Genomic DNA, 21,385 nt, shown 5'->3' with positions numbered 1-21,385 from the left:
GAAATGAGTCCTTAGTAGCCGCAGCTGGTCAACATGCCGCCGTCGACGACGAATTCGCCGCCGGTGCAATAGCTCGAGGCATCGGAGGCCAGGAACAACGCCACCTCGGAGACCTCGACCGGCCGACCCCAGCGCGGAATGGGCAGTTCGGAGAAGAAACTGTTGCCGTCCACCCCGGACGCACCCGCGACGGACGCGGTCATGGGGGTGGCGATGCCGCCGGGATGAATCGAGTTCACCCGGATACCCGAGTGCCCCAGCTCCCGGGCGGCGGACTTGGTGAGCCCGCGCAGCGCGAATTTGCTGGCGCTGTAGGCGGAGAGCCCGGCCGCACCGACGAAGCCCTCGACCGAGGAGACATTCACGATGGACCCGCCACCGGCGGTGGTGAGCGCGGGCGCGGCCGTCTTGATGCCGAGGAAGGCGCCGGTGACGTTGATGTTCATGATGGTGTTGAACTCGTCCAGGCTCATCTCGACAATGCGCTTGAACCGCAGGATCCCGGCATTGTTGATGAGCACATCCAGCTTGCCGAACTTGGTGGTGGCCTCGGAAACCACTGTCTGCCAGTCGGATTCGCTGGTGACGTCGTGGTGCACGTAGTGGACGGCGTCGCCCAGCTCGGCCGCCAGGGCCTTGCCCTCGTCGTCCAGCACATCGCCGAACACGACCTTCGCGCCCTCGGCCACGAAACGGCGCACATGCTCCGCTCCCATACCGCGCGCGCCACCGGTCACCAGCGCCACCTTGCCGTCCAGCTGTCCCACCGAATCCTGCCTTCCTCTGCTCGTCTCCCGACGCTAAGTCCGGATGCTCGAGCCCGGCACGGTGTGGTCCCGACCACTGAGACAAGGCGATGACCTGAGGCTATGGGTGCAGAAGTATTCCGTTTAGGCATAAAGGCCCGGTGTGATGCGGCAAGGGAGTCCGGATGAAGTTCTCGATGATCTTCGAGGCGCAGATGACCGATCCGACCGCCGCCCACGAGGCGCAGGTGCTACGCGATTGCGTGGAGCAGGCGGTGCTCGCCGACGAGATGGGTTTCGACGCGGTCTGGGCCGTCGAGCATCACGGGCTCAAGTGGTATGCCCACATGAGCGCGCCGGAGATCTTCCTGACCTATGTGGCGGCCAAGACCTCCCGGGTCCGCATCGGACACGGCGTGGTGTGCATGCCTTTCGGCTTCAATCACCCGGTGCGCACGGCCGAACGCGCCGCCATGCTCGACGTACTCTCCGGCGGCCGCCTGAATCTCGGCGCGGGCCGCGGTGCCACCGCTGTCGAAACCTCCATGTGCGGAGTCGATCCCGACCGCACGTATCAGGAGGTCGAGGAATCGCTGCGGATGATCGCCACCGCCTGGCAGGACCCCGAGGGCGAATTCGAGTATCACGGTGAGCTTTTGGATATCGACCCGCACCACCTGCTGCCGCGCCCGCTGCAGCGCCCGCACCCGCCCCTGTTCATGGCGTGCACCAAGAAGGACACCCTGAAACTGGCCGCCGAGTACGGAATCGGCGCGCTGGTACTGGGTTTCGCTGGCATCGAGGAGATCGCGGAACTGCGCGGCATCTACGACACGGCCATCGCCGAACGCACCGGGGAGCGCTTCGTCTCCACCGTCGTCAACGATCATTTCGCGGCGCTGTGCCCGACCATCGTCCTCGACGACCGCGAGCAGGCCCAGCAGATCGGCGCGCGCGGGCAGCGCTTCTTCGCCCAGTCCATCAAGTACTACTACGGCGCGGGCCCGGTGCCCGACGAGGCCGTGGACCCGGCCGTGGACGAGGTCGCGAAGATGCGCGAGGTCGCCGACGAACACGTCGCCTACCTGCACGAGGCCAAGATTCCGGTGAAGTCCGGGTCCACCGCGATCTTCAATACCGAGCACGCCTACGGCAATGCCGACGACGCCATCGCGTATGTCGAGCGGCTGGCCGAGGCCGGAGCCGACGAGATCCTGTGCCTCATCCAGATGGGCACCGTGCCGCAAGCCGCATGCATGGAGACCATCCGCCAGTGGGGCGAGAAGGTCATCCCTCATTTTCGGAACAAGTAGAAGGAAGTCGAAATGGCTGATCTGACAGGCAAAGTCGCCCTGATCACCGGCGCCGCCCGCGGCCAGGGCGCCGCCGAGGCCCGCCTGTTCGTCGAGCGCGGCGCCAAGGTGGTCATCACCGACGTGCTCGAGGCCGAAGGCAAGGAACTCGCCGACTCCCTCGGCGAGGCAGCGCGTTTCGTGCGCCACGACGTCACCGACGCCGACAGCTGGGACGCCGCCGTCAAGGTCGCCGTCGACACCTTCGGCAAGCTCGACGTGCTGGTCAACAACGCGGCCATCTACATCATGAAGCCGATCACCGAGACCACTCCCGAAGAGCTGGAACGGATTCTGCAGGTGAACCTGGTCGGCGCGTTCCGCGGCATCAAGGCCGTGCTGCCCGCGATGACCGCGGCCGGCGGCGGTTCCATCGTGAACATCTCCTCGCAGGCCGGGCTCGAGGGCCTGATGAACCACAGCGCCTACGGTTCCTCCAAGTGGGGCCTGCGCGGCCTGTCCAAGATTTCCGCCCTGGAGCTGGGCCCGGCCCAGATCCGGGTCAACTCGGTGCATCCGGGCCCCATCGCCACCCCGATGGTGCCGTACCTGACCACCGGCCCGGGCAGCTTCCCGACCCTGCCGCTGGAGCGCACCGGCCTGCCCGAGGAGGTCGCCGAACTGGTCGCCTTCCTGGCCTCGGACGCCTCGGCCTACATCACCGGCGCGGAGGTGACGGTCGACGGCGGTCTCGCCGCGGGCAAGTTCATTCCGCGAAACATGCAGTAAGACAGCATCATCCAGGAAGGCCCGCAATGACCCTGTCCCCCGAATGGCAGACCTTCGTCGACGCCGCCACCGCGGCGTTCCCGGCGCTGGGCACCGAGGTGCTCGACGCCGCCGAAGCGCGGGCCTTCCTGGCCGCCCGCAAGGCACCGACCGTCGAGCCGATTCCCGTTGCGGGAGTGGAGGAATGGCTGGTACCCGGGCCCGAGGGAGCACCGGAGGTACCGGTGCGCCTGTACCGTCCCCTGGACGCCGAACCCGTTCCCGGCGTGGTCGTCTTCTATCACGGCGGCGGATTCGTGCTGTGCGGCTTGGATTCTCACGATCGCTTCTGCCGCACCATGGCCAATGCGGCCGGGGTCATCGTGATCTCGGTCGACTACCGCCTCGCCCCCGACGCCCGCTTCCCCGCCGCGGCCGACGACGCCTACGCCGTGCTGCGCTGGGTCGCCGACCACGCGGAATCCCTGGGCGGCGACCCGGACCGGATCGCCGTCGCCGGGGACAGCGCGGGCGGGAATCTCGCCACCGTCGCCGCGATCGCCGCGCGCGACGACGGCGGCCCGGATATCGCGTTCCAGCTGCTCATGTACCCGATGCTGGATCCGGCCTGCGACACCGGTTCCTACACCGACAATGCCGAGGGCTACTTCACGACGGCGGCCCATTTGCGCTGGTACTGGCAGCAATACCTGCGCTCCGACGCCGACCGGTCGGATCCTTACGCGAATCCGACCATCGCCGACCTCACCGGCCTCCCGCCCGCCCACATCGCCACCGCCGAATTCGACCCCCTGCGCGACGAGGGCGAGGCCTACGGGCAGCGGCTGCGCGAGGCCGGCGTCGAGACCGAGATCCACCGCTGGAACGGCACCGTCCACGGCTTCATGTCCATGGCCTTCCAGCTGCGAGAAACCCAGCGCGCCAATACCACCGCGTTCACCGCGCTGCGCCGGGCCCTGGCCCGGACACCGGTCATCTGAAATTCTCAGTGGGTTCACAAGCCGACGGGTTAGCATCACCTGCGTTCATCCGTTTGAAACGTCAGGAAGTCTCTTGTCGGTCGCACGCCAACTCTCGTCCGTGTCCGGGACCGCCCTCGCGGCCCTGACCCTCGCCGCCGCACTGGCCGGAACGGCCGATGCCGCGCCCCAGTACTACGGCACCCTGGCGGTGTCGCGCCTGAAGAACACCGCCGTCGCCAATACCGACTCCAACAAGGTCACCGCCGACGCCGCCGCGATCCGCGACTGCGCCAGCTACGACTGCGAGATCGTGCTGCGCTTCGCCGACGGCTGCGGCGCGGTCGCCCAGGGCGCGGACGGCACCTGGGGCTGGGCCGCGGGCGCCAGCCTCGAGGAAGCCGAGCAGAGCGCGGTCGCCGGCCTGGGCCAGAGCGCTCCCCCGTTCCCGGACCTCGGCAGCGCCCAGCCCCGCGCGGCGCGCGTGGTCGCCAGCGCCTGCACCAAAAACGTGGAGTAGCAACGCGATCCCCGGTCATCCCGGCATGCTTTTGGCCGGGATCCACACCCGCCGCGTAGATTCCGGCCAAAAGCACGCCGGAATGACGAGGTGAGGTCGCGCCAGAGGCTCAGTGCGGGTGCTGGGCCTCGTAGGCCGCGCGTTCGGCGGCGCGCCGGGCGGCCCTGGTCGGATTCTCCAAATCCTGCGGGAATCCGTGCTTCATGAGTCGGTGTGCCCGGTTCATCGGCATGTAGGCCACGATGTAGAACATCGCGAGCAGCAGGCCCAGCAGGATCACCGCCAGCTGCAGCCACAGCTCACCCGGCAGCAGGAACGCCAGCGCGAAAATCGGTACCAGCGGCACCAATTGGCGCACGATATGGCGCGGCACCGCCCAGGTGCCGGTGAGATCGTTGCGCACCCACTCGCGCAGATCGTCGGGGAGCACACGACCGCAGGAGTAGCCGAGCCACTGAATCGGGTTGGGGCGCTTCATTTCCGCGCCGCCTCATTGACTCGATTGAGCACATCGCGCAATTCCTCGAGATCGGCCAGGCTCACGCCCAGCCGCGCCACCACCGCGGGCGGAATCTTCTCGGCTTCCTTGCGCAGCGCCCACCCGGCCTCGGTCAGATCCACCACCAGGTTGCGTTCATTGCTGGCGTCGCGCCGCCGGGTGATGAGCCCCGCCGCCTCCAGCCGCTTGAGCAGCGGCGAGAGCGTCGGCGAATCGAGCTGAATGGCCTCGCCGATGTCCTTGACCGACATCGGCGCCTCACCCCACAGCGCCAGCATCACCAGATACTGCGGATGCGTCAGACCCATGGGCTCGAGCAGCGGCCGGTACACCGCCAGCACCGCCCGGTTGGCCACCGCCAGTGCGAAACACACCTGCCGGTCCAGCCGCAGCGGATCGTCCAGTTCGGACACCGCCTTGTCCTGATCGGACACTGCCACCGCTCTGCCCTCCACGCTCGTCTTTGGTTAGGGCAACAATAGTTAACGCACTAACTGTTAGTCGACGATTCGATGGGTAATAGCGGTCACACTCAGCCCTGCATCGCCTGCCGGATCGCCAGGATGCGGCCGGTATCCATGTAGTCGCGGAACAGCGTGACCAGGCCGTTCCGCACCCGAACCACGTTGACGGAACTGCGGAACCAGCCGCGCTCACCGCTTGGCCGAGTGACGTCGACATCGTTCTCGACCACGAACAACTCCGGATCGGTGGTCTCGTGGATGTCCGGCCGGATGCCATGCACCTCGACGCCGGGCATGGCCGACCACCGCGACACGAGGTAAGCGCGAACCTGCTCACGGCCTTCGATGCGGGTCGGCTCGCCGGGAATCGGGAACGGGATCTCGAACACCACCTCCGGATCGAGCAGCGCGGCGAACCGATCGGCATCGCGTGACGGCAGACCCAGGAAGAGCCGTTCGACAAGGTCACGAGGGGTTTCTACAGACGTGGACACAACTACCTCCAAAAGCGGAACGCTGGACCCGGTTAGTATTCGGGGCGCACGCCCCGCTTGTCAACGGGTCGGTAGGCTATCCGACGTGACGGATCGACCCCTGCGCGCCGATGCCCGCCGCAATCGCGAGCGGGTACTGGCCGCTGCCCAGGAAGCCTTTGCCGCCGAGGGCATTTCGGTGCCGCTCGACGAGATCGCGCGCCGGGCCGGAGTCGGGGCGGGCACCGTCTACCGCCACTTCCCCACCAAGGAGGCGCTTTTCGAGGCCGCCATCCTGGATCAGGTCGAGCGGATCACCGCGCACGCGCGCGAGCTGACCGAGCACGAGGACCCGGCGACGGTGTTCTTCGAATTCCTGGAGATGCTGGTCCTGCAGGGCGGCGTGAAGCGGGACCTCGCCGACGCGCTGCGGACCCAGGGCGGGGAATACCCGCGGACGGTCTCCCACGACCTCAAAGAGGCACTGGCGGTATTGCTTTCGCGGGCCCAGCAGGCGGGCGCGGTCCGGCCCGACATCAGCGTCGACGACCTGCTGACCATCATCAAGGGCGTCTTCCTCGCCGTCCACGAGGCCGGGGCCGCCCCGGGCCTGCGCGAGCGCACCTTCGCGGTGATCGCCGACGGCCTCCGCACGCGCTGACCGGTACCCCTTCGAGGCCATTCGCAAACCATTAGCTATAAGTCGCTGAAATATTGCGGAATTAACTGAAACATGGGCGAATCGCCCGCATAGTTCCGCAATGTCCGCACGTTTTTGCAACTCGGATGATTTGATGCACCATGTGCTGATCGGTTGCCCTCTCAGGCACCTCGGCCCGGGGCTGTTCTTCGTGTTTCATCCGCATGAGTTGAGGACAGGAGATCAGATTCGATGAAGCGTGCGTTCCGCGCCGTCGCCGTTACGGCTGGTCTGACCGTGGCAGCTTGCGGTAACACCCCGAAACCGGACGCCGCGCCGCAGGAGCCGCCGCCGCGCACGCTGACCATCGGGATCAAATTCGATCAGCCCGGACTGTCGGTGCAGGGACCCGACGGCAAACCCCGCGGATTCGATGTGGACACCGCCGTCTACATCGCCGGGAAACTGGGCGTCACGCCCGAGCACATCACCTGGCGCGAGGCGCGCTCCGAACAGCGCGAAGACCTGTTGAACTCCGGCGCAGTCGATTTCGTCGTCGCCTCCTACTCCATCACCGCCGCCCGCCAGCAGCTGGTCTCCTTCGCGGGCCCGTATCTGATGGCCGGGCAGGACCTGCTGGTGCGGCAGAGCGAGCGCGCCATCGACCAGCCCGAGGACCTGGACGGGCGCACCGTGTGCACCGCCGAGGGCTCCACCTCGGCGGAGAAGATCCGGCGCAGCTTCGCCCACAATGTGAAGCTCACGACCCGGGATACCTACGCGCAGTGCGTATCCGACCTGATCGCGGGCACCGTCGACGCCGTCACCACCGACGACGTCATCCTCGCCGGCTACGCCCACGAACACCCGGGCACACTGCGCGTGGTCGGCAAGCGGTTCACCCGCGAGCGCTACGGGGTCGGCGTCCGCAAGGGCGATCTCGACCTGCAGAGTCGCGTCACGTCCGCCATCCGCCTGATGATCGACGACGGCAGTTGGCGACGCGCCATGGAGACCGATCTCGCGGCGAGCGGCTACAAGCCGATGCCCGCGCCGGTGGTGTTCAACGCGCCCGACAAAGACCTCGAACCCGGCGATCCCACCACCCTCGACCCGGAACTCGTGAATGCCGCCAAGGCCGTCGCCGCCACCTCCAATGCCCGGGATTGGGAAGGCTTCCGCTCACTGGTGTGCCCCGAAACCGCCGACGCCATTGATGAAATCGTTTTCCAATACACCCCGCAATACGACAAAACCCTCGGCTCGGAAGTAAAGAACGCGGGCTACACCAACACCGTCACCGGCGTCACCCAAACCGACCCGAACTCCGCGACCTTCGCATTCCACGAAACGTTCACAAACGTCCCCGACAAATACCGCAGCTACTTCAAGGACATCGACTACACCGCGACCATGGTCCGCCGCAACGGCTCCTGGAAACTCTGCTCCCTCGCCGCCGACTTCGTCGAACCCTGAACCGGTCCTCGAACGCCCGAATAATGCGGTGCGCCCGCACGGGCCGAGCACCTACCCTCGACGGCAGTCAAGAGGAAGGACAGGCCAATGTTTCCCGTCGAGCTGCGCGGTACTCGGGCGCAGACGCTCATGTGGGCCCACGAGCACGAGGTCGAACCGGCCGCGCTGCAGCAGTTGCGGAACATCGCGCAACTGGAGTGGGTGTACGGCGTGCGAGTCATGCCGGACGTGCACCTGGGCAAGGGGGCGACGGTCGGATCCGTGATCGCCATGAAGGACGCGGTCGCGCCCGCGGCGGTCGGGGTCGATATCGGGTGCGGGATGGAGGCGGTGCTGACCTCGCTGACGGCGGCCGATCTGCCGGACAATCTGCACTCGCTGCGGTCCCGGATCGAGGCGGCGGTGCCGGTGGGCTTTGCGGCGCACAATGATCCGGTCAACGTGAACCGGCTCAACGCGGAGGTGTTCGGCCAGCGCGCGGCGGGCACCACGATGCGGGCAGGGTGGGACCGCTTCTGGAAGGCGTTCGATTCGCTGGATCCGGCCGTCCAGGCGCGAGAATCCAAGGCGCACAAGCAGATGGGAACGCTAGGCAGCGGCAACCACTTCCAGGAACTGTGCATCGATACCGAGGATCGCGTCTGGATCCTGCTGCACTCCGGAAGCCGCAATATCGGTAAGGAACTCGCCGAGCGGCACATGGCCGTCGCGCGTCAGCTGCCGCACAATGCCGATCTGCCGGATCGCGATCTGGCGGTATTCCTTTCCGGGACACCGGAAATGGATGCCTACCGTCGTGACCTGACCTGGGCGCAGGAGTACGCGGCGCGTAATCGCGCCGTCATGCTGGCCCTGGTCTGCAAGGCCGTGCGCGATGAATTCGACGGGCTGGCAGTGCATTTCGATGATCCGATCTCGTGCCACCACAACTATGTGGCGGAGGAGGTCATCGACGGGATGCCGATGCTGGTCACCCGTAAGGGTGCGGTGCGGGCGGGCGCGGGGGATCTCGCGTTGATTCCGGGGTCGATGGGTACGCGGTCGTATGTGGTTCGGGGTAAGGGGAATCCGGCCTCGTTCCAGTCGGCTTCGCACGGTGCGGGGCGGCGGATGAGCCGTAATGCGGCCAAGCGGCAGTTCACCGTCGCGGATCTGGTCGCGCAGACCGAGGGTGTGGAGTCGCGCAAGGACGCCGGGGTGATCGATGAGATTCCGGCGGCATACAAGGACATCGATCAGGTCATCGCCGCGCAGGGCGACCTGGTCGACATTGTCGCCACGCTGCGGCAGGTGCTGTGTGTGAAGGGTTGAGCCGGGTCAGCGGCGGCGGAAGGTCGCCGCTGCACCCGCACCCACCAGCAGGATGCCCACGATGAGCGGGAATCCCGTTTGCAGCCACTGGAACAGCGCGACATGCATATCGTCGGACAGGGGTAGATCGCCGATCAGGCGGAAGGTGTCGTCCGGGAAGATGAAGTGGATGATCCCGGGCAGCACGCCCCAGACCAGTCCGGCGATGATCGTGCCCGCCGGGGCGTAGGCGGCCAGCGCCGCCACGATCAGGAACAGGCCTGCGGCGACAATGATTTCCAAGGTCGAGCCCAACCGATCGGCGAAGTCCCCGAGGATCGTCCACTGCCTGGTTCCGGCGGCCCCGCGGGCGGCGAAGGCGATGCCGACGGGGGTGATGATCAACCCCACCAGCGTGCCGGTCACCGTGCGCGAAACTCCGCCGCTACTGCGAAACTGCGCCCCGGGCGGAGTCCACCCCGCGGGCGACGGAAACTTCTCCGGCATCTGCGTCTCCCTGCGCACCCCCGGACGCCCTTCGTGCCCGGAATCCTATTGTCCGCCCGGGCACGGGATTCCGCGCGATCTTGACCGGTCCGCAATCAAGGCGCTGTTCAGCGGTGTTTTACAGCGCGAATGCGTGTCCGGTTGGGAGTATTTGCACGGTTGTCTCGGGCGCCAGATCGGCTGCGGCGGCACGGAAGTGGTCGGCCCCGGCGCGATCACCCTTGGTCATGATCCGATCGCCGAGGGGTCCGCTGGAGAAGGCGTAGTGAATGGGGACGGCCACCCGGGGGCGTAGCGCGCGGGTCAGGTCGGCGGCCTCGACGGCATCCATGACCACCTGCTTGTTCAGGGCCGGGCGGATGCGCAGGCCGTTGACGGGGAGCAGGGCCAGGTCCAGATCCGGGAAACGCCGGGCGATTTCGTCGAGTTCGGCGATGCGGAGGGTGTCCGCGCCGAAGAAGACGGTGTGGCCGTCGGCGCGCAGCACGAAGGTCACCTCGGGGACGCCGTGGCTGGCGGGCGCTGCCGTCACCTCGACGGGGCCGAGATGGGTGGATTGCCAGGGGGCCAACTCGACCACATTGGTGAAGCCCGCGGCGCGGACCTTCTTGGCCAGCCCGGGGACCACCGCGAACGGTACCGACTTGTCGGGATACAGGACCAGGGCGTCGAGATCGCAATGGTCGTAGTGGCCGTGGCTGATCACGATGCCGGAGAGCTCCGGCAGATCGGCCGCGGTGTCGAAGGCGCGCGGCTCGCCCTGGCGATAGAAGCGGGTCTCCGACAGCCACGGGTCGGTGAGGATTCGAGCTCCGCCGAAATCGATGAGGGCGCTGGCATGGACGACGCGGGTCACGGTGAGCATGGCGGTTTTCCTAACAAGACAGGCGTCTACTTAAAGTCAAAAGTAAGTAGACGCCTGTCTTGTTATCCTGTCAACGTGCCGGACCAACCCACCCGCAGCCGCAACCGCCGCGGCCAAGGGGCACTACTGCGCGACGAACTCGTGGCCGCCGCCAGCGGCCTCCTCGAAGACCTCGACGGCCAGGAGGCCCTCTCGTTGCGCGCCGTAGCCCGCGCCGCCGGAGTGGCCCCGCAAAGCGTCTACCTGCAATTCGCCGACAAACGCGAACTCCTGACCGCCGTCTACCAACTCCGCTTCGGCGAACTCCGCGAAGCCCTCCTGGCAGCCCTCACCCCCATCCCCGAAACCGCTCCCGCCGAACGCCTTTCAGCCCTCTGCCACGCCTTCGTCGCCTACGGCATCGCCAACCCCGGCCACTACCGCGTCCTCTTCGGCACCGCCGGCACCCCCGGCTGGGAACCCACCGAGGGCCAACTCCCCGGCCTCCCCACCATGCGACTCATGGTCGACACCGCCTCCGCAGCAGGCGCCCCCGACCCCACCGCCACCGCCCAATGCCTGTGGGCGGGCATGCATGGCCTGATCACCCTGCGTCAGGACCGGCCCAGCTTTCCCTGGCTCCCCCTGGACCAATTGGTCAACAACCTGGTCAAAGCCCATTTGAGCACCAGTCGATAGGCCTAGCCCGTCATCCCGGCATGCTTTTGGCCGGGATCTACAGCGGCTGGGTTGGATTCCGGCCAAAAGCGCGCCGGAATGACGGGGCGAGCCATTGCTGTCGGTGGGGTGAGGCACCATGGTCGGCGTGACCTCAGCCGACTCGAACGCCTCCGACCTCGTCAATGCCACGACCCCGTCCAGCGCAGGTGACCTGCGCGAGGATGCCGAGGCGCTGCTGCGGGAGTTGGCCGGGCCGTCGGCGCGGTTGCGGGAGGATCAGTGGGTCGCGATCGAGGCATTGGTGGTGCAGCGGCGGCGGGCGCTGGTGGTGCAGCGGACCGGGTGGGGTAAGTCGGCGGTGTACTTCATTTCGGCGAAGCTGTTGCGGGCACAGGGGCGGGGGCCGACGGTGATCGTGTCGCCGTTGTTGGCATTGATGCGGAACCAGGTTGCGTCGGCCGAGCGGGCGGGAGTCGTTGCGGCGACGATCAATTCGGGGAATGTCACCGAGTGGGACGACATTCATGCGCGGGTGGCTTCCGGCGAGGTGGATGTGCTGCTGGTGAGTCCGGAGCGGTTGAACAATCCGGACTTCCGGGATTCGGTGCTGCCGAAGCTGGCCGCGGATGCAGGGCTGGTGGTGATCGACGAGGCGCACTGTGTGTCGGACTGGGGGCACGACTTCCGGCCGGACTATCGGCGGATCCGAACACTCATCGCCGATCTCGGCTCCGAAGTGCCGGTGCTGGCCACCACGGCGACCGCGAATGACCGGGTGGTGACCGATGTGGCGACCCAGATCGGTACGGACACACTGGTTTTGCGGGGAAGTCTGGATCGGGAGTCGCTGCACCTGTCGGTGGTGCGGATCGCCGACGCGGTCGAGCGGACGGCGTGGCTGAGCAAGCGGCTGCACGAGCTGCCCGGATCGGGCATCGTCTACACGCTGACGGTGGCCGCCGCGCATGATCTCGCCGATGTGCTGAATTCCCACGGGCACACGGTCGCGGCCTACACCGGGCAGACCGATCCCACCGAGCGTGAGCACCTCGAGGCCGCGCTGCTGAACAACGAGGTGAAGGCGCTCATCGCCACCTCGGCACTCGGAATGGGTTTCGACAAGCCCGATCTCGGGTTCGTCGTGCACCTGGGTGCGCCCTCCTCCCCCATCTCCTACTACCAGCAGGTGGGCCGCGCGGGCCGCGGCACCGAACGCGCCGAGGTGATCCTGCTGCCCGGCCGCGAGGACCGCCAGATCTGGAGTTACTTCGCCTCGGTGGCCTTCCCGCGCGAGCACATCGTCCGCTCGGTGCTGGCCGCCCTCGACACCGACCGCCCGCTCTCCACCGCCGCCCTCGAACCCCTGGTGGAACTCAACCGTTCCCGCCTCGAAATGGTGCTCAAGGTCCTCGACGTGGACGGCGCGGTGCGACGGGTGCGCGGCGGCTGGCTCGGCACCGGACAGCCCTGGGTCTACGACACCGAACGTTACGAGCGGTTGAGCATCGCCCGTGAGGCCGAGCAGCAGGCCATGATCGACTACGAGTCGACGACCGGCTGCCGAATGACGTTCCTGCGCAGCCAACTCGACGATCCGGGCCTGGCGCTGGGCACCCACTGCGGCCGCTGCGACAACTGCACCGGCACCCGCCAGGACACCACCGTCGACGCGGCCGCCCTCGCCGAGATCCGCACCCGCCTGGACCGTCCGGGCATCGACCTGGCACCCCGCAAGCAGTGGCCGACCGGCCTGGCGAAACTCGGAATCTCACTGTCCGGCAAAATCACCGACGGTCCCGAGACCGGCCGCGTGCTGGGCCGGCTCAGCGATCTGGGCTGGGGCCAGCGCCTGCGGCCCCTGCTCGACGGCCCCGACGCGCCCATCCCGGACGAGGTCTTCCGTTTCTGCACAACGGTTTTGCGCGAATGGGATTGGGCCCGGCGACCGACGGCGGTCATGGCCCTGGACTCCGGCAATCGCCCGACCCTGACCCGCTCCCTCGCCGCGCGCCTGGCCCAGGTCGGCCGCCTCGAGGACCTCGGCGTCCTGCACCTCCGCCCCGATCTCCCGCCCGTATCCGCCGCCAACTCCGCGCACCGCGTGGCGGCCCTCGACAATGCCTGGGAGACACCGGATCTCAGCGGTGTCGAAGGGCCGATCCTGCTGGTCGACGCCCTCACCGACACCGGCTGGACCTTCACCATGGCCGCCCGCACCCTGCGTGCCGCTGGAGCCGACGCCGTCCTCCCCTTCGCTCTCGCCACCCCGTCGTGATCACCGGCGTACCGCGATATCTACCTGCACGGAACCGGCGGCATGCCCTGAGACAGGCTCACACGCCGTCGCCGGAGGCCCGGTTCTTGAGATTGTCGATCGCATCGACGTAGCGCAGCATGAGCCGGGCGAAGTCGAGACGATCCCGCTCCGGCCAGTCGGCGGTGATGTATTCGAAGGCCGCGCGCTGCTGCCGACGGAAGTCACGCATGAATTCGAGCCCCTGCGGGCTGAGTTCGAGCACCGCACGACGGCCGTCCAGCTGCGACGGGACGCGCACCAGGTAACCCGCCTTGATGTTGTCGGTGACCATGCGGCTGGCCACCGACGGATCGACGCACATGGCGGCCGCGATGCCGCCCACCGACATCTCCTCACCCTTGTCTCGGTTGCAGCCCAGGACGAATCCCAGCACCAGTGCCCGCGTCGAATCCTTGGTGGAGATGGGATTCTCGACCTCCTGCAGGACACCCCGCCGCAACTTGCCGAATGCCGGTCCGATGGCATCGAGCAGCTCGTCGGTCGTACGGGAGTCCTCGGTCATGGGGTCATCGTATCTTCATGCATCAACGAACATATGTGTTGACTCGCAAATGTGTGCATGACAGCATGCATTTGTCCATGAACATGGATTCTCACTCGATCGGAGTTCCCCCATGACCATCCTCGTCACCGGCGCCCGCGGCCAGATCGGCCGCGCCGTCATCGCCGGCCTCCACGCCCAGGGTCTGCCGGTGCGCGCCGCCAGCGCCCAGCCCGATGACCTCGACCTGCCCGCCGGAGTCCGGGCCGTTCCACTCACCGATGATCCCGAAACCCTGTCCACCGCACTGGAAGACGTGAAACAGGTCTTCCTCTACGCCAAGGCCGATCTCGCCGACGCCTTCGTCGCGGCCGCCGAGAAGGCCGGTGTGGAACACGTTGTGCTGCTGTCCTCTTCGGCGGTGAACGACCCCAATGCCGCGTCCAATCCCATCGGCGCCATGCATCTGGCGGTCGAAAAGTCCCTAGCTGCTTCATCTCTCACCACCACCGTGCTGCGGCCGGGCGGTTTCGACAGCAATGCCTTCGGCTGGATCAAGGCCGTGGCCGCGGGCGAGCCCATCGAGCACGCCTACCCCGAGGCCAGCCTGGCCATGATCCACCCGCTCGACATCGCCGATATCGCGGTCGCCGCCCTGACCGGCACCGAATTGCGCGGGCGCACGGTCAGTCTCACCGGACCGGAGGCCATCAGCTTCCGCGCGCAGATCGGCCACCTGTCCGACGCCATCGGCCGGGAGATCCCCATCGTCCAGATCTCCCGCGACGAGGCCGAGGCGCAGCTCTCCCGCACGATGCCGCCGTACATCGTCGACACCCTGCTCACCATCTGGGCCATCACCTCCGAGCACCCCGAGACGCCCGCCGACACCACCGAGACGTTGCTCGGCATTCCCGCCCGCACCTTCGAGCAGTGGGCCCGCGAGAACGCCGCCGCCTTCACCACTGCCTGAGACCCGCCCGCAGCGTTTGCGGACCCGCCGGGGCAGGATGCCCGGCCGTCGCGGAAACCGCTGTCCACCAGCGGCGCGGCGCGTAGGCTCGAACGGATTCCGCACTCGCCGAAGGTCCCGGGGAGGTCACCATGGCGTCCGCAGCTCGCAAATCGTCGGCATCACCCAAGGCTCCACCGCTCCCGATCCTGCGCACCATCTCCCGGATTCGCGACGGACTGTCCGCCTTCCAGCGCCGCCTGGTGCCGGGGCACATCGCACTGCTCGATATCTCCACCATCGGCTACCTCACCCAGGCGGTCGCGGCCGCCGCGGAACTCGGCATCGCCGACGCCCTCGCCGACGGACCCAAACAGCCGCCCGAACTCGCGCGGGCGCTGAATGTCGACGAGGCCGCGTTGCGACGGCTCATGCGATTCCTGATCAGCTTCGACGTCTTCGGGCAACGGGGCGACGGCGGCTACCGGCTGACCCGGGTGTCGGAGAGCCTGCGCGGCGACGCCGAGGTCTCACTGCGAGACCTGTTCCTGCTCTTGGGCTCCGACCTGCACCGCAAACACTGGTCGGGACTGGCCGACTGCGTGCGCACCGGGCACTGGCGCTGGCCCGAGGTCGAGGGCATGCCGTTCTTCGAATACGCCGAGGCGCATCCGGAGGTCGGGCAGGTCTTCGACGCCGCCATGACCAGCGTCAGCACCCTCGCGGTGGAACCGCTGCAGGCGGCCTACGATTTCGGGCGGTACGGGTCGATCGTGGATATCGGCGGCGGCCGTGGCAGCCTGCTCGTCGACATCCTGCGGCGGCATCCGTCCATGCGGGGCACCATCTTCGAGATGCCGCGCATCGCGGAGGGTCTGGCCGAGGAACTGTCCGCGCCCGGGCTGACCGGGCGGCTCACCGTCGAGTCCGGCGACTTCTTCGAATCGGTGCCCAAGGGCGGCGACGCCTACCTGCTCAAACACATCATCCACGACTGGTCCGACGAGGCCGCCGAACGGATTCTGCGCACGGTGCGCGCGTCCATGGAATCCGAAGCGCGCCTGCTCATCATCGATATCGTGCTGCCGGAGAACCGGCGACCGCACATGGGCAAGCTGCTCGATCTGGAGATGCTGATCAATACCGACGGCGGCCGGGAACGCACCCAGACCGAATTCGGAAACCTGCTCTCCCGCAGTGGTTTCACCCTCACCAAGGTGACGCCCACGGCCGCTCCCGACAGTGTGATCGAGGCCCACCCGGCCTGGTGACCCTTGCCGCCTGAAACCGACAGCCACCCGAAGCCGACGACGGCCCGGGTGGTGGTCGGCCCCCTGCACCGATCCACACCCGGGCCCGTCGACGCCGCCCGCGGGGCGTGCGCGGCGCAACCCACACGCCCGCCACGGGCCTGCTACCCCCTGATTCGACTGTCGCGCAGTGACTTCAGGCGGATCGGCGGATCCTAGGGCCGACAACCCCTGCGGCCCGATCGGTCCAGCCGTCCGCCATCTGCGCCAACAGGAACCAGGCGGCGTGTACTTGTTCGTCCGAGACCTTCTCGGCCGTTCTCAGCAGATGTACGGCGCGCACATGCGCCGCGGCCATGGCATCCACCACGACCCCGAGGGATTCGGCCCGCGCTGCACCCCTCGGCAGCGCCCGGCTCGCCACCCACTCGTCGATGAAGGTGACCAGTTGGGTCCGTAGCTCATCGATGCCGCCGGTGTCGCCGGGCTGCTCCCGGCGCTGCAGGTGCAGTTCGGCCAGCGCCCGGGCCCAGCGGGTGACGGGATGGTCGTCGGGCTGATCGCCGATGTGACCGCAGAAGGCGGCCAGCAGTTCGTGCCAGTCGGGTAGCAGCGGGCGATTGACTTCGAAACTCGCGTCTTTCGGAGATTCGGCTTTCGATATCTCGGTTCTCGACGTTCCAGCACGACCACTCGCCCGCCTCAACCGGGTGTTATCAGGTTGGGGTACGTACATACCTACCTCCAGGCGGTGCGGGCGCACCCGGTCCCGCGGCGGTCACCGGACCGCGAGCCCGGCGCGGCAAGGGCGGACCGCGCCGGATCCAGGCAACCGCTATCGGCGAAGGGCACATCTCGATGCGGCACCGGGTGCACTTCCAGAATGACCGCTCGGGCCGTCCCGCCCACTGCCCTTCCCCCGCCCTCCGACTGCCCCTCGGCGGGTCAACCAAACCGCCCAGTTTCCCCTGTTACTCCGCCTCTCCCCCAACGCAATTCAGCCGTAACCGACTGCTCGCCCGCGCTACACCTTGACGAGGTCGTCGGCGTGCACGACCGGTCGCTGCATGCTGTCCGGAAGGTCGGAGGTGGAGCGGCCCTTCATGGTTTCCAGCTCGTCACTGTCGTACGCGGCCACACCGCGGGCCACCAGGCGACCGTCGGGTGCGAAGAGGTCGATCACGTCACCGCCGAAGAAGTGGCCCGCCACCGCGGTGATGCCCGCGGCCAGCAGCGAATGGCGGCGCTCGGCCACCGCGGCCACCGCGCCCGCGTCCAGATGCACCGCGCCCCGGGAGTCCGCGGCATGGCGAACCCAGAACTTGCGGGCCGACAGCCGCACCGGGCGGGCCGCGAAGGCGGTGCCCACCGTCGCGCCCGAAAGGGCCGCGGCCGCATCGGAAGCCGCCGCCAGCAGCACGGGCACGCCGGCGTCAGCGGCCAGGCGGGCGGCGGAGAGCTTGGAGGCCATGCCACCGGTGCCGAGCGCGCCACCGGAACCGGCGATCACGCCGTCCAGGTCGGCGCTGCCGCGGACCTCGGGAATGAAGTTGGCGTCGCCCTTGCGCGGGTCGCCGTCGTAGAGGCCGTCGACATCCGACAGCAGGATCAGCGCGTCCGCGCCGACCAGGTGCGCGACCAGCGCGGCGAGCCGGTCGTTGTCGCCGAAACGGATCTCTTCCGTTGCGACCGTGTCGTTTTCGTTCACCACCGCGATGGCGTGCAGCGAGCGCAGGCGGTCGAGGGTGCGCTGGGCGTTGCGGTGCGGCTCACGGCGGCCGAAGTCACCGGCGCTCAACAGAACCTGGCCGACGACGCGATCGTAGCGGGCGAAGGAGGTGCCCCAGGCGTGCGCCAGGGCCAGCTGGCCTACGCTCGCGGCGGCCTGCTTGGTGGCGAGATCCTTTGGGCGCTTGGACAATCCGAGCGGAGCCATACCCGCGCCGATAGCGCCCGAGGACACCACGACCAGATCCGAACCCGCCCGCATGCGGGCCTCGACCGCGTCGGCCAGCTTGTCCAGCCGCCCGGTGTCGAGCCCGCCCTCCAGGCTGGTCAGCGCCGACGAGCCGATCTTCACGACCACACTGCGCGCCGACGCGATCGCCTGCCGCGCCGCGCTCGGTTCACCCGAACCGGAACCGGCTTCGAGCTCCGTCACCCGAGTGCCACCCGAACTCACTTGCACCACACCTCAATTCGCCCGCGGCGCCGCAGCGCCGTCGCACCCGAATCCTGTTTTACTCGCCGTCCTCGGTCACCAGACCGCGGCGCACGCGCGAGGCGTGCTTGCGCTCGGCCGCGCCGATGCGCTCGGTCTGATCCAGACGCGGGTCCACACCGCGACGGGTCATCAGCGTCTCCACACCGGCGGAAATCGAAGGCTCCCAATCGAAGCAGTAATCCGCGATGGTCACCGAGCAGCCCGGCTCGGCGCCCAGCTTGACCAGTTCTTCCTCGACGCCCAGGCGTGCCAGGCGGTCGGCCAGGTAGCCCACGGCCTCGTCGTTGTCGAACTGGGTCTGCTTGACCCAGCGCTCGGGCCGCTCGCCGACGACGATGAAGCCGCCCTCCACCTCGGGATCGGGCAGCACGCGGAATCCGCTGTCGCCCTTGGCGACCGGGCGGATGATCTGCCGCTTCGGCTCCGGCTCGGGATGCGCCTTGCGGTACTCCTCGACCATCTCGGCGAGCGCGAAGGTCAACGGCCGCAAGCCTTCCCGGCTCACCGCCGAGATCTTGAAGACCGGCCAGCCGCGCTTCTCGAACTCGGGCAGCACGAACTCGGCCAGCTCGTCGGCATCGGGGATATCGGCCTTGTTGAGCACGACCACGCGCGGTCGATCCGCCAGATCACCCAGACCGGCGTCGCCGACCAGCGCGGGCTGGTACGCGGCCAGCTCGGCCTCGAGCGCGTCCACATCGGAGATCGGGTCACGCCCGGGTTCCAGCGTGGCGCAGTCCACCACATGGGCGAGCACGGCGCACCGCTCGATGTGCCGAAGGAAATCCAGACCCAGGCCGCGGCCCTCGCTCGCGCCCGGAATCAGGCCGGGCACGTCGGCCACGGTGAAAGTGGTGTCACCCGCTTGCACCACACCGAGATTCGGCACCAGCGTGGTGAACGGGTAGTCGGCGATCTTCGGCTTGGCCGCCGAGAGCACCGAGACCAGCGAGGACTTGCCGGCCGACGGGAAGCCCACCAGGCCCACATCCGCCACCGACTTCAGTTCGAGCACCAGATCGCGCTCTTCGCCGTCCACACCGACCAGCGCGAAACCGGGGGCCTTGCGCGCCTTGGACACCAGCGCGGCATTGCCCAGACCGCCGCGGCCGCCCTGGGCCGCCACGAAGGTCGAGCCCGCCCCGACCAGATCGGCCAGGATCTCGCCGTCGGTGCTCATCACGACGGTGCCGGACGGCACCTTCAGCAGCAGCCCCTCGCCCTGCTTGCCATTGCGGTTGCCGCCCTCGCCGGGCTTGCCGTTGCCGCCCTTGGCATGCGGGTGGAAGTGGAAGTCCAGCAGGGTGTGGACGTTCGGGTCGACCTCGAGGATCACATCCCCGCCATTGCCGCCGTTACCGCCATCGGGTCCGCCCAACGGCATGAACTTCTCGCGGCGCACCGAGGCACAGCCGTGCCCACCCTTGCCCGCACGAACGTGCAAAACAACACGGTCGATGAATTTGGACATATCGGTGATCATCCTCCTTCAGGACTCAGTCGTTGATGTTGCACGTCTTCGTGTTGAAAACAGCAAAGCGGGCCAGGGCATTCAGTACCCTGACCCGCTCGAAAGCTAGTGGAGTAGGAACTCCGGTGCGCCGGTCAGGCGTTCACCGGCTCCGGCACCACGATGTTGACGGTCTTGCGACCACGCTTGGTGCCGAACTGCACCGCGCCCGCCTCGAGAGCGAACAGCGTGTCGTCGCCGCCACGGCCGACGTTGACGCCGGGGTGGAAGTGCGTGCCGCGCTGGCGAACCAGGATCTCGCCGGCCTTGACGGTCTGACCGCCGAAGCGCTTCACACCGAGCCGCTGGGCATTCGAATCGCGACCATTGCGCGAGCTGGATGCACCCTTCTTATGTGCCATTTCAGAACTCCTCGTGCCGGGGTGACGAACCCCAAGTCGGATTACTTGATGCCGGTGACCTTCAGGACCGTCAGCTTCTGACGGTGGCCCTGACGCTTGTGGTAGCCGGTCTTGTTCTTGAACTTGTGGATGCGGATCTTCGGGCCCTTGGTCTGTTCGACGACCTCGGCGGACACGGAGACCTTCGCCAGCTTGTCAGCATCGGTGGTCAGCTCGGCGCCGTCAACGACCAGCACCGGCGACAGCGACACCGAAGTGCCCGGCTCACCCTCGATCTTCTCGACCTTCACCAGGTCACCGACCGCGACCTTGTACTGCTTTCCGCCGGTCTTGACGATCGCGTACGTTGCCATCGGTCGGCTGCCCTTCTTTCTGTTCAAGTGCTCGAAGTACTCGGCACTCTGCTCACACGGCCGGCATCCGGTTCGCACCGGAAACCGCCGCAGACTGGTCTGGTGGTTTCACCGCCGCCTCGGGCCGTTGGTTCTACTGAACCGAACCTGGCCCACTCACAGCACTAGTCACAACAGAGTGCCGTCGCAGGGGGCAGCGACTGACCAAGACTACAGGACATGCGCGACCCCCTCCAAACCGGGTTGCCCAGCTCTCACCTCGAGCTGTCGCGTTCTTACAAGATCTCCGGAAACGGCCTGCGGCACGATAGGGCCATGCGTGCGACCGGAACCTTCGACGTCAAGTCTTTCCTCCCCACCGAGGTCACCCCCGAACCCGCCATCGCCACCGGACTCCCGGTCGGGCTGGCCAAGCTGGAGAAGCAGTACGAGGGCGAGATCACCGGGCGCTCGGCGACCATTTTCACGTCCGCCTTCGACCAGGCGTCGGGGGTCGGGACCTATGTGGCCATGGAATCGTTCGAGGGTGCGCTCAACGGGCGGGCGGGCGCGTTCAACTTCGTGCACTCGGCCGCCACCGACGGGACCGAACGCACCGACGTCTTCTTCTCGATCGTCGCGGGCAGCGGCACCGGCGAGCTGGCGGGCATCACCGGCACCGGTGACCTGACCATCGACGCCGACGGCACCCACCGCATCTGGTTCGAGTACCAGCTGCCCTGACCTGTCCCTACTCGAAAAGACCCGTGGCCCCGC

General features: G+C 67.6%; 24 protein-coding genes. 12 read left to right on the top strand and 12 right to left on the bottom strand.

The genetic code is table 11. The features are described 5' to 3' along the window. Window positions 1-11: 11 nt before the first annotated feature. Window positions 12-767 (bottom strand): glucose 1-dehydrogenase, encoded by a 756-nt coding sequence (locus ON43_RS10390; protein ID WP_040806225.1) that lies wholly within the window; start codon window positions 765-767, stop codon window positions 12-14. A gap of 164 nt (window positions 768-931) precedes the next feature. Here ON43_RS10390 and ON43_RS10385 point away from each other — a divergent pair, with 164 nt between their 5' ends. The 4 genes from ON43_RS10385 (at window position 932) to ON43_RS10370 (ending at window position 4,306) form a co-directional block, all read left to right on the top strand. Then, on the top strand, window positions 932-2,059 hold the full coding sequence (locus tag ON43_RS10385; RefSeq protein WP_040806223.1) for an LLM class flavin-dependent oxidoreductase: 1,128 nt from the start codon (window positions 932-934) through the stop codon (window positions 2,057-2,059). Between the two features lie 12 nt (window positions 2,060-2,071). Next, window positions 2,072-2,827 carry an SDR family NAD(P)-dependent oxidoreductase gene (locus ON43_RS10380; RefSeq protein WP_040806221.1) on the top strand — a complete coding sequence of 252 codons (756 nt, stop codon included), beginning with the start codon at window positions 2,072-2,074 and terminating at the stop codon, window positions 2,825-2,827. A gap of 26 nt (window positions 2,828-2,853) precedes the next feature. After that, window positions 2,854-3,807 (top strand): LipP1 family hormone-sensitive lipase, encoded by a 954-nt coding sequence (gene lipP1, locus ON43_RS10375; RefSeq protein WP_051178243.1) that lies wholly within the window; start codon window positions 2,854-2,856, stop codon window positions 3,805-3,807. Between the two features lie 73 nt (window positions 3,808-3,880). Continuing rightward, window positions 3,881-4,306 (top strand): DUF4189 domain-containing protein, encoded by a 426-nt coding sequence (locus ON43_RS10370; protein ID WP_051178242.1) that lies wholly within the window; start codon window positions 3,881-3,883, stop codon window positions 4,304-4,306. Window positions 4,307-4,415: 109 nt separating this feature from the next. On the opposite strand, the gene ON43_RS10365 is transcribed toward ON43_RS10370, so the two are convergent. The 3 genes from ON43_RS10365 to ON43_RS46125 form a co-directional block, all read right to left on the bottom strand. Continuing rightward, window positions 4,416-4,784, bottom strand: coding sequence for a DUF5313 family protein (locus ON43_RS10365; protein WP_040806218.1), 369 nt, complete (start codon window positions 4,782-4,784; stop codon window positions 4,416-4,418). Further along, window positions 4,781-5,239 carry a MarR family winged helix-turn-helix transcriptional regulator gene (locus ON43_RS10360; RefSeq protein ID WP_040806216.1) on the bottom strand — a complete coding sequence of 153 codons (459 nt, stop codon included), beginning with the start codon at window positions 5,237-5,239 and terminating at the stop codon, window positions 4,781-4,783. Before ON43_RS10360 ends, ON43_RS10365 begins: the two co-directional genes overlap by 4 nt. A gap of 98 nt (window positions 5,240-5,337) precedes the next feature. Beyond that, window positions 5,338-5,763 carry a nuclear transport factor 2 family protein gene (locus ON43_RS46125; RefSeq protein ID WP_051178241.1) on the bottom strand — a complete coding sequence of 142 codons (426 nt, stop codon included), beginning with the start codon at window positions 5,761-5,763 and terminating at the stop codon, window positions 5,338-5,340. A gap of 85 nt (window positions 5,764-5,848) precedes the next feature. Here ON43_RS46125 and ON43_RS10350 point away from each other — a divergent pair, with 85 nt between their 5' ends. The 3 genes from ON43_RS10350 to ON43_RS10340 all read left to right on the top strand — a co-directional run bounded on the left by ON43_RS10350 (window position 5,849) and on the right by ON43_RS10340 (window position 9,169). Further along, a complete protein-coding gene (locus tag ON43_RS10350) occupies window positions 5,849-6,403 on the top strand; it encodes a TetR/AcrR family transcriptional regulator (RefSeq protein ID WP_040806213.1) in 555 nt (184 codons plus the stop codon). Window positions 6,404-6,634: 231 nt separating this feature from the next. Beyond that, window positions 6,635-7,858: a glutamate ABC transporter substrate-binding protein gene (locus ON43_RS10345; protein WP_063712520.1), complete on the top strand. Its 1,224-nt coding sequence runs from the start codon at window positions 6,635-6,637 to the stop codon at window positions 7,856-7,858. 87 nt (window positions 7,859-7,945) lie between these two features. Next, window positions 7,946-9,169 (top strand): RtcB family protein, encoded by a 1,224-nt coding sequence (locus ON43_RS10340; RefSeq protein WP_040806212.1) that lies wholly within the window; start codon window positions 7,946-7,948, stop codon window positions 9,167-9,169. 6 nt (window positions 9,170-9,175) lie between these two features. On the opposite strand, the gene ON43_RS10335 is transcribed toward ON43_RS10340, so the two are convergent. Continuing rightward, window positions 9,176-9,655, bottom strand: a complete 480-nt coding sequence (locus tag ON43_RS10335) for a hypothetical protein (protein WP_040806210.1) — start codon at window positions 9,653-9,655, stop codon at window positions 9,176-9,178. A gap of 118 nt (window positions 9,656-9,773) precedes the next feature. Further along, window positions 9,774-10,520 (bottom strand): MBL fold metallo-hydrolase, encoded by a 747-nt coding sequence (locus ON43_RS10330; RefSeq protein ID WP_040806208.1) that lies wholly within the window; start codon window positions 10,518-10,520, stop codon window positions 9,774-9,776. A 75-nt stretch (window positions 10,521-10,595) separates the two neighbouring features. Here ON43_RS10330 and ON43_RS10325 point away from each other — a divergent pair, with 75 nt between their 5' ends. Continuing rightward, window positions 10,596-11,198 (top strand): TetR/AcrR family transcriptional regulator, encoded by a 603-nt coding sequence (locus tag ON43_RS10325; protein WP_040806206.1) that lies wholly within the window; start codon window positions 10,596-10,598, stop codon window positions 11,196-11,198. A 118-nt stretch (window positions 11,199-11,316) separates the two neighbouring features. Then, window positions 11,317-13,455 (top strand): RecQ family ATP-dependent DNA helicase, encoded by a 2,139-nt coding sequence (locus ON43_RS10320; protein ID WP_040806203.1) that lies wholly within the window; start codon window positions 11,317-11,319, stop codon window positions 13,453-13,455. 58 nt (window positions 13,456-13,513) lie between these two features. Here ON43_RS10320 and ON43_RS10315 read toward each other — a convergent pair whose 3' ends face one another. Continuing rightward, complete coding sequence (locus ON43_RS10315; RefSeq protein WP_040806200.1) at window positions 13,514-13,999, bottom strand: MarR family winged helix-turn-helix transcriptional regulator; 486 nt, start codon at window positions 13,997-13,999, stop codon at window positions 13,514-13,516. A 112-nt stretch (window positions 14,000-14,111) separates the two neighbouring features. On the opposite strand from ON43_RS10315, the gene ON43_RS10310 reads away from it, so the two are divergent. Beyond that, a complete protein-coding gene (locus ON43_RS10310) occupies window positions 14,112-14,951 on the top strand; it encodes an NAD(P)H-binding protein (protein ID WP_040806199.1) in 840 nt (279 codons plus the stop codon). A gap of 131 nt (window positions 14,952-15,082) precedes the next feature. Beyond that, window positions 15,083-16,201: a methyltransferase gene (locus tag ON43_RS10305; protein WP_040806197.1), complete on the top strand. Its 1,119-nt coding sequence runs from the start codon at window positions 15,083-15,085 to the stop codon at window positions 16,199-16,201. A gap of 175 nt (window positions 16,202-16,376) precedes the next feature. Here ON43_RS10305 and ON43_RS10300 read toward each other — a convergent pair whose 3' ends face one another. The 5 genes from ON43_RS10300 to rplU form a co-directional block, all read right to left on the bottom strand. Next, on the bottom strand, window positions 16,377-16,886 hold the full coding sequence (locus ON43_RS10300; RefSeq protein WP_245568530.1) for a DUF4254 domain-containing protein: 510 nt from the start codon (window positions 16,884-16,886) through the stop codon (window positions 16,377-16,379). 318 nt (window positions 16,887-17,204) lie between these two features. After that, window positions 17,205-18,284 carry a glutamate 5-kinase gene (proB, locus tag ON43_RS10295; protein ID WP_040806353.1) on the bottom strand — a complete coding sequence of 360 codons (1,080 nt, stop codon included), beginning with the start codon at window positions 18,282-18,284 and terminating at the stop codon, window positions 17,205-17,207. 136 nt (window positions 18,285-18,420) lie between these two features. Beyond that, window positions 18,421-19,875 carry a GTPase ObgE gene (obgE, locus tag ON43_RS10290; RefSeq protein WP_040806351.1) on the bottom strand — a complete coding sequence of 485 codons (1,455 nt, stop codon included), beginning with the start codon at window positions 19,873-19,875 and terminating at the stop codon, window positions 18,421-18,423. Between the two features lie 134 nt (window positions 19,876-20,009). Beyond that, window positions 20,010-20,276 carry a 50S ribosomal protein L27 gene (rpmA, locus tag ON43_RS10285; RefSeq protein ID WP_040806195.1) on the bottom strand — a complete coding sequence of 89 codons (267 nt, stop codon included), beginning with the start codon at window positions 20,274-20,276 and terminating at the stop codon, window positions 20,010-20,012. A gap of 41 nt (window positions 20,277-20,317) precedes the next feature. Further along, entirely contained in the window at window positions 20,318-20,629 is a 312-nt protein-coding gene (gene rplU / locus ON43_RS10280; protein WP_036547931.1) for a 50S ribosomal protein L21, read from the bottom strand. A 315-nt stretch (window positions 20,630-20,944) separates the two neighbouring features. Here rplU and ON43_RS10275 point away from each other — a divergent pair, with 315 nt between their 5' ends. After that, entirely contained in the window at window positions 20,945-21,352 is a 408-nt protein-coding gene (locus ON43_RS10275; protein ID WP_040806190.1) for a DUF3224 domain-containing protein, read from the top strand. The last annotated feature ends 33 nt before the right edge of the window (window positions 21,353-21,385 follow it).

It is taken from the genome of Nocardia concava NBRC 100430 (assembly GCF_000308815.1).
Lineage (GTDB): Bacteria > Actinomycetota > Actinomycetes > Mycobacteriales > Mycobacteriaceae > Nocardia > Nocardia concava.
This window is presented reverse-complemented; position numbering and strand designations above follow the sequence as displayed.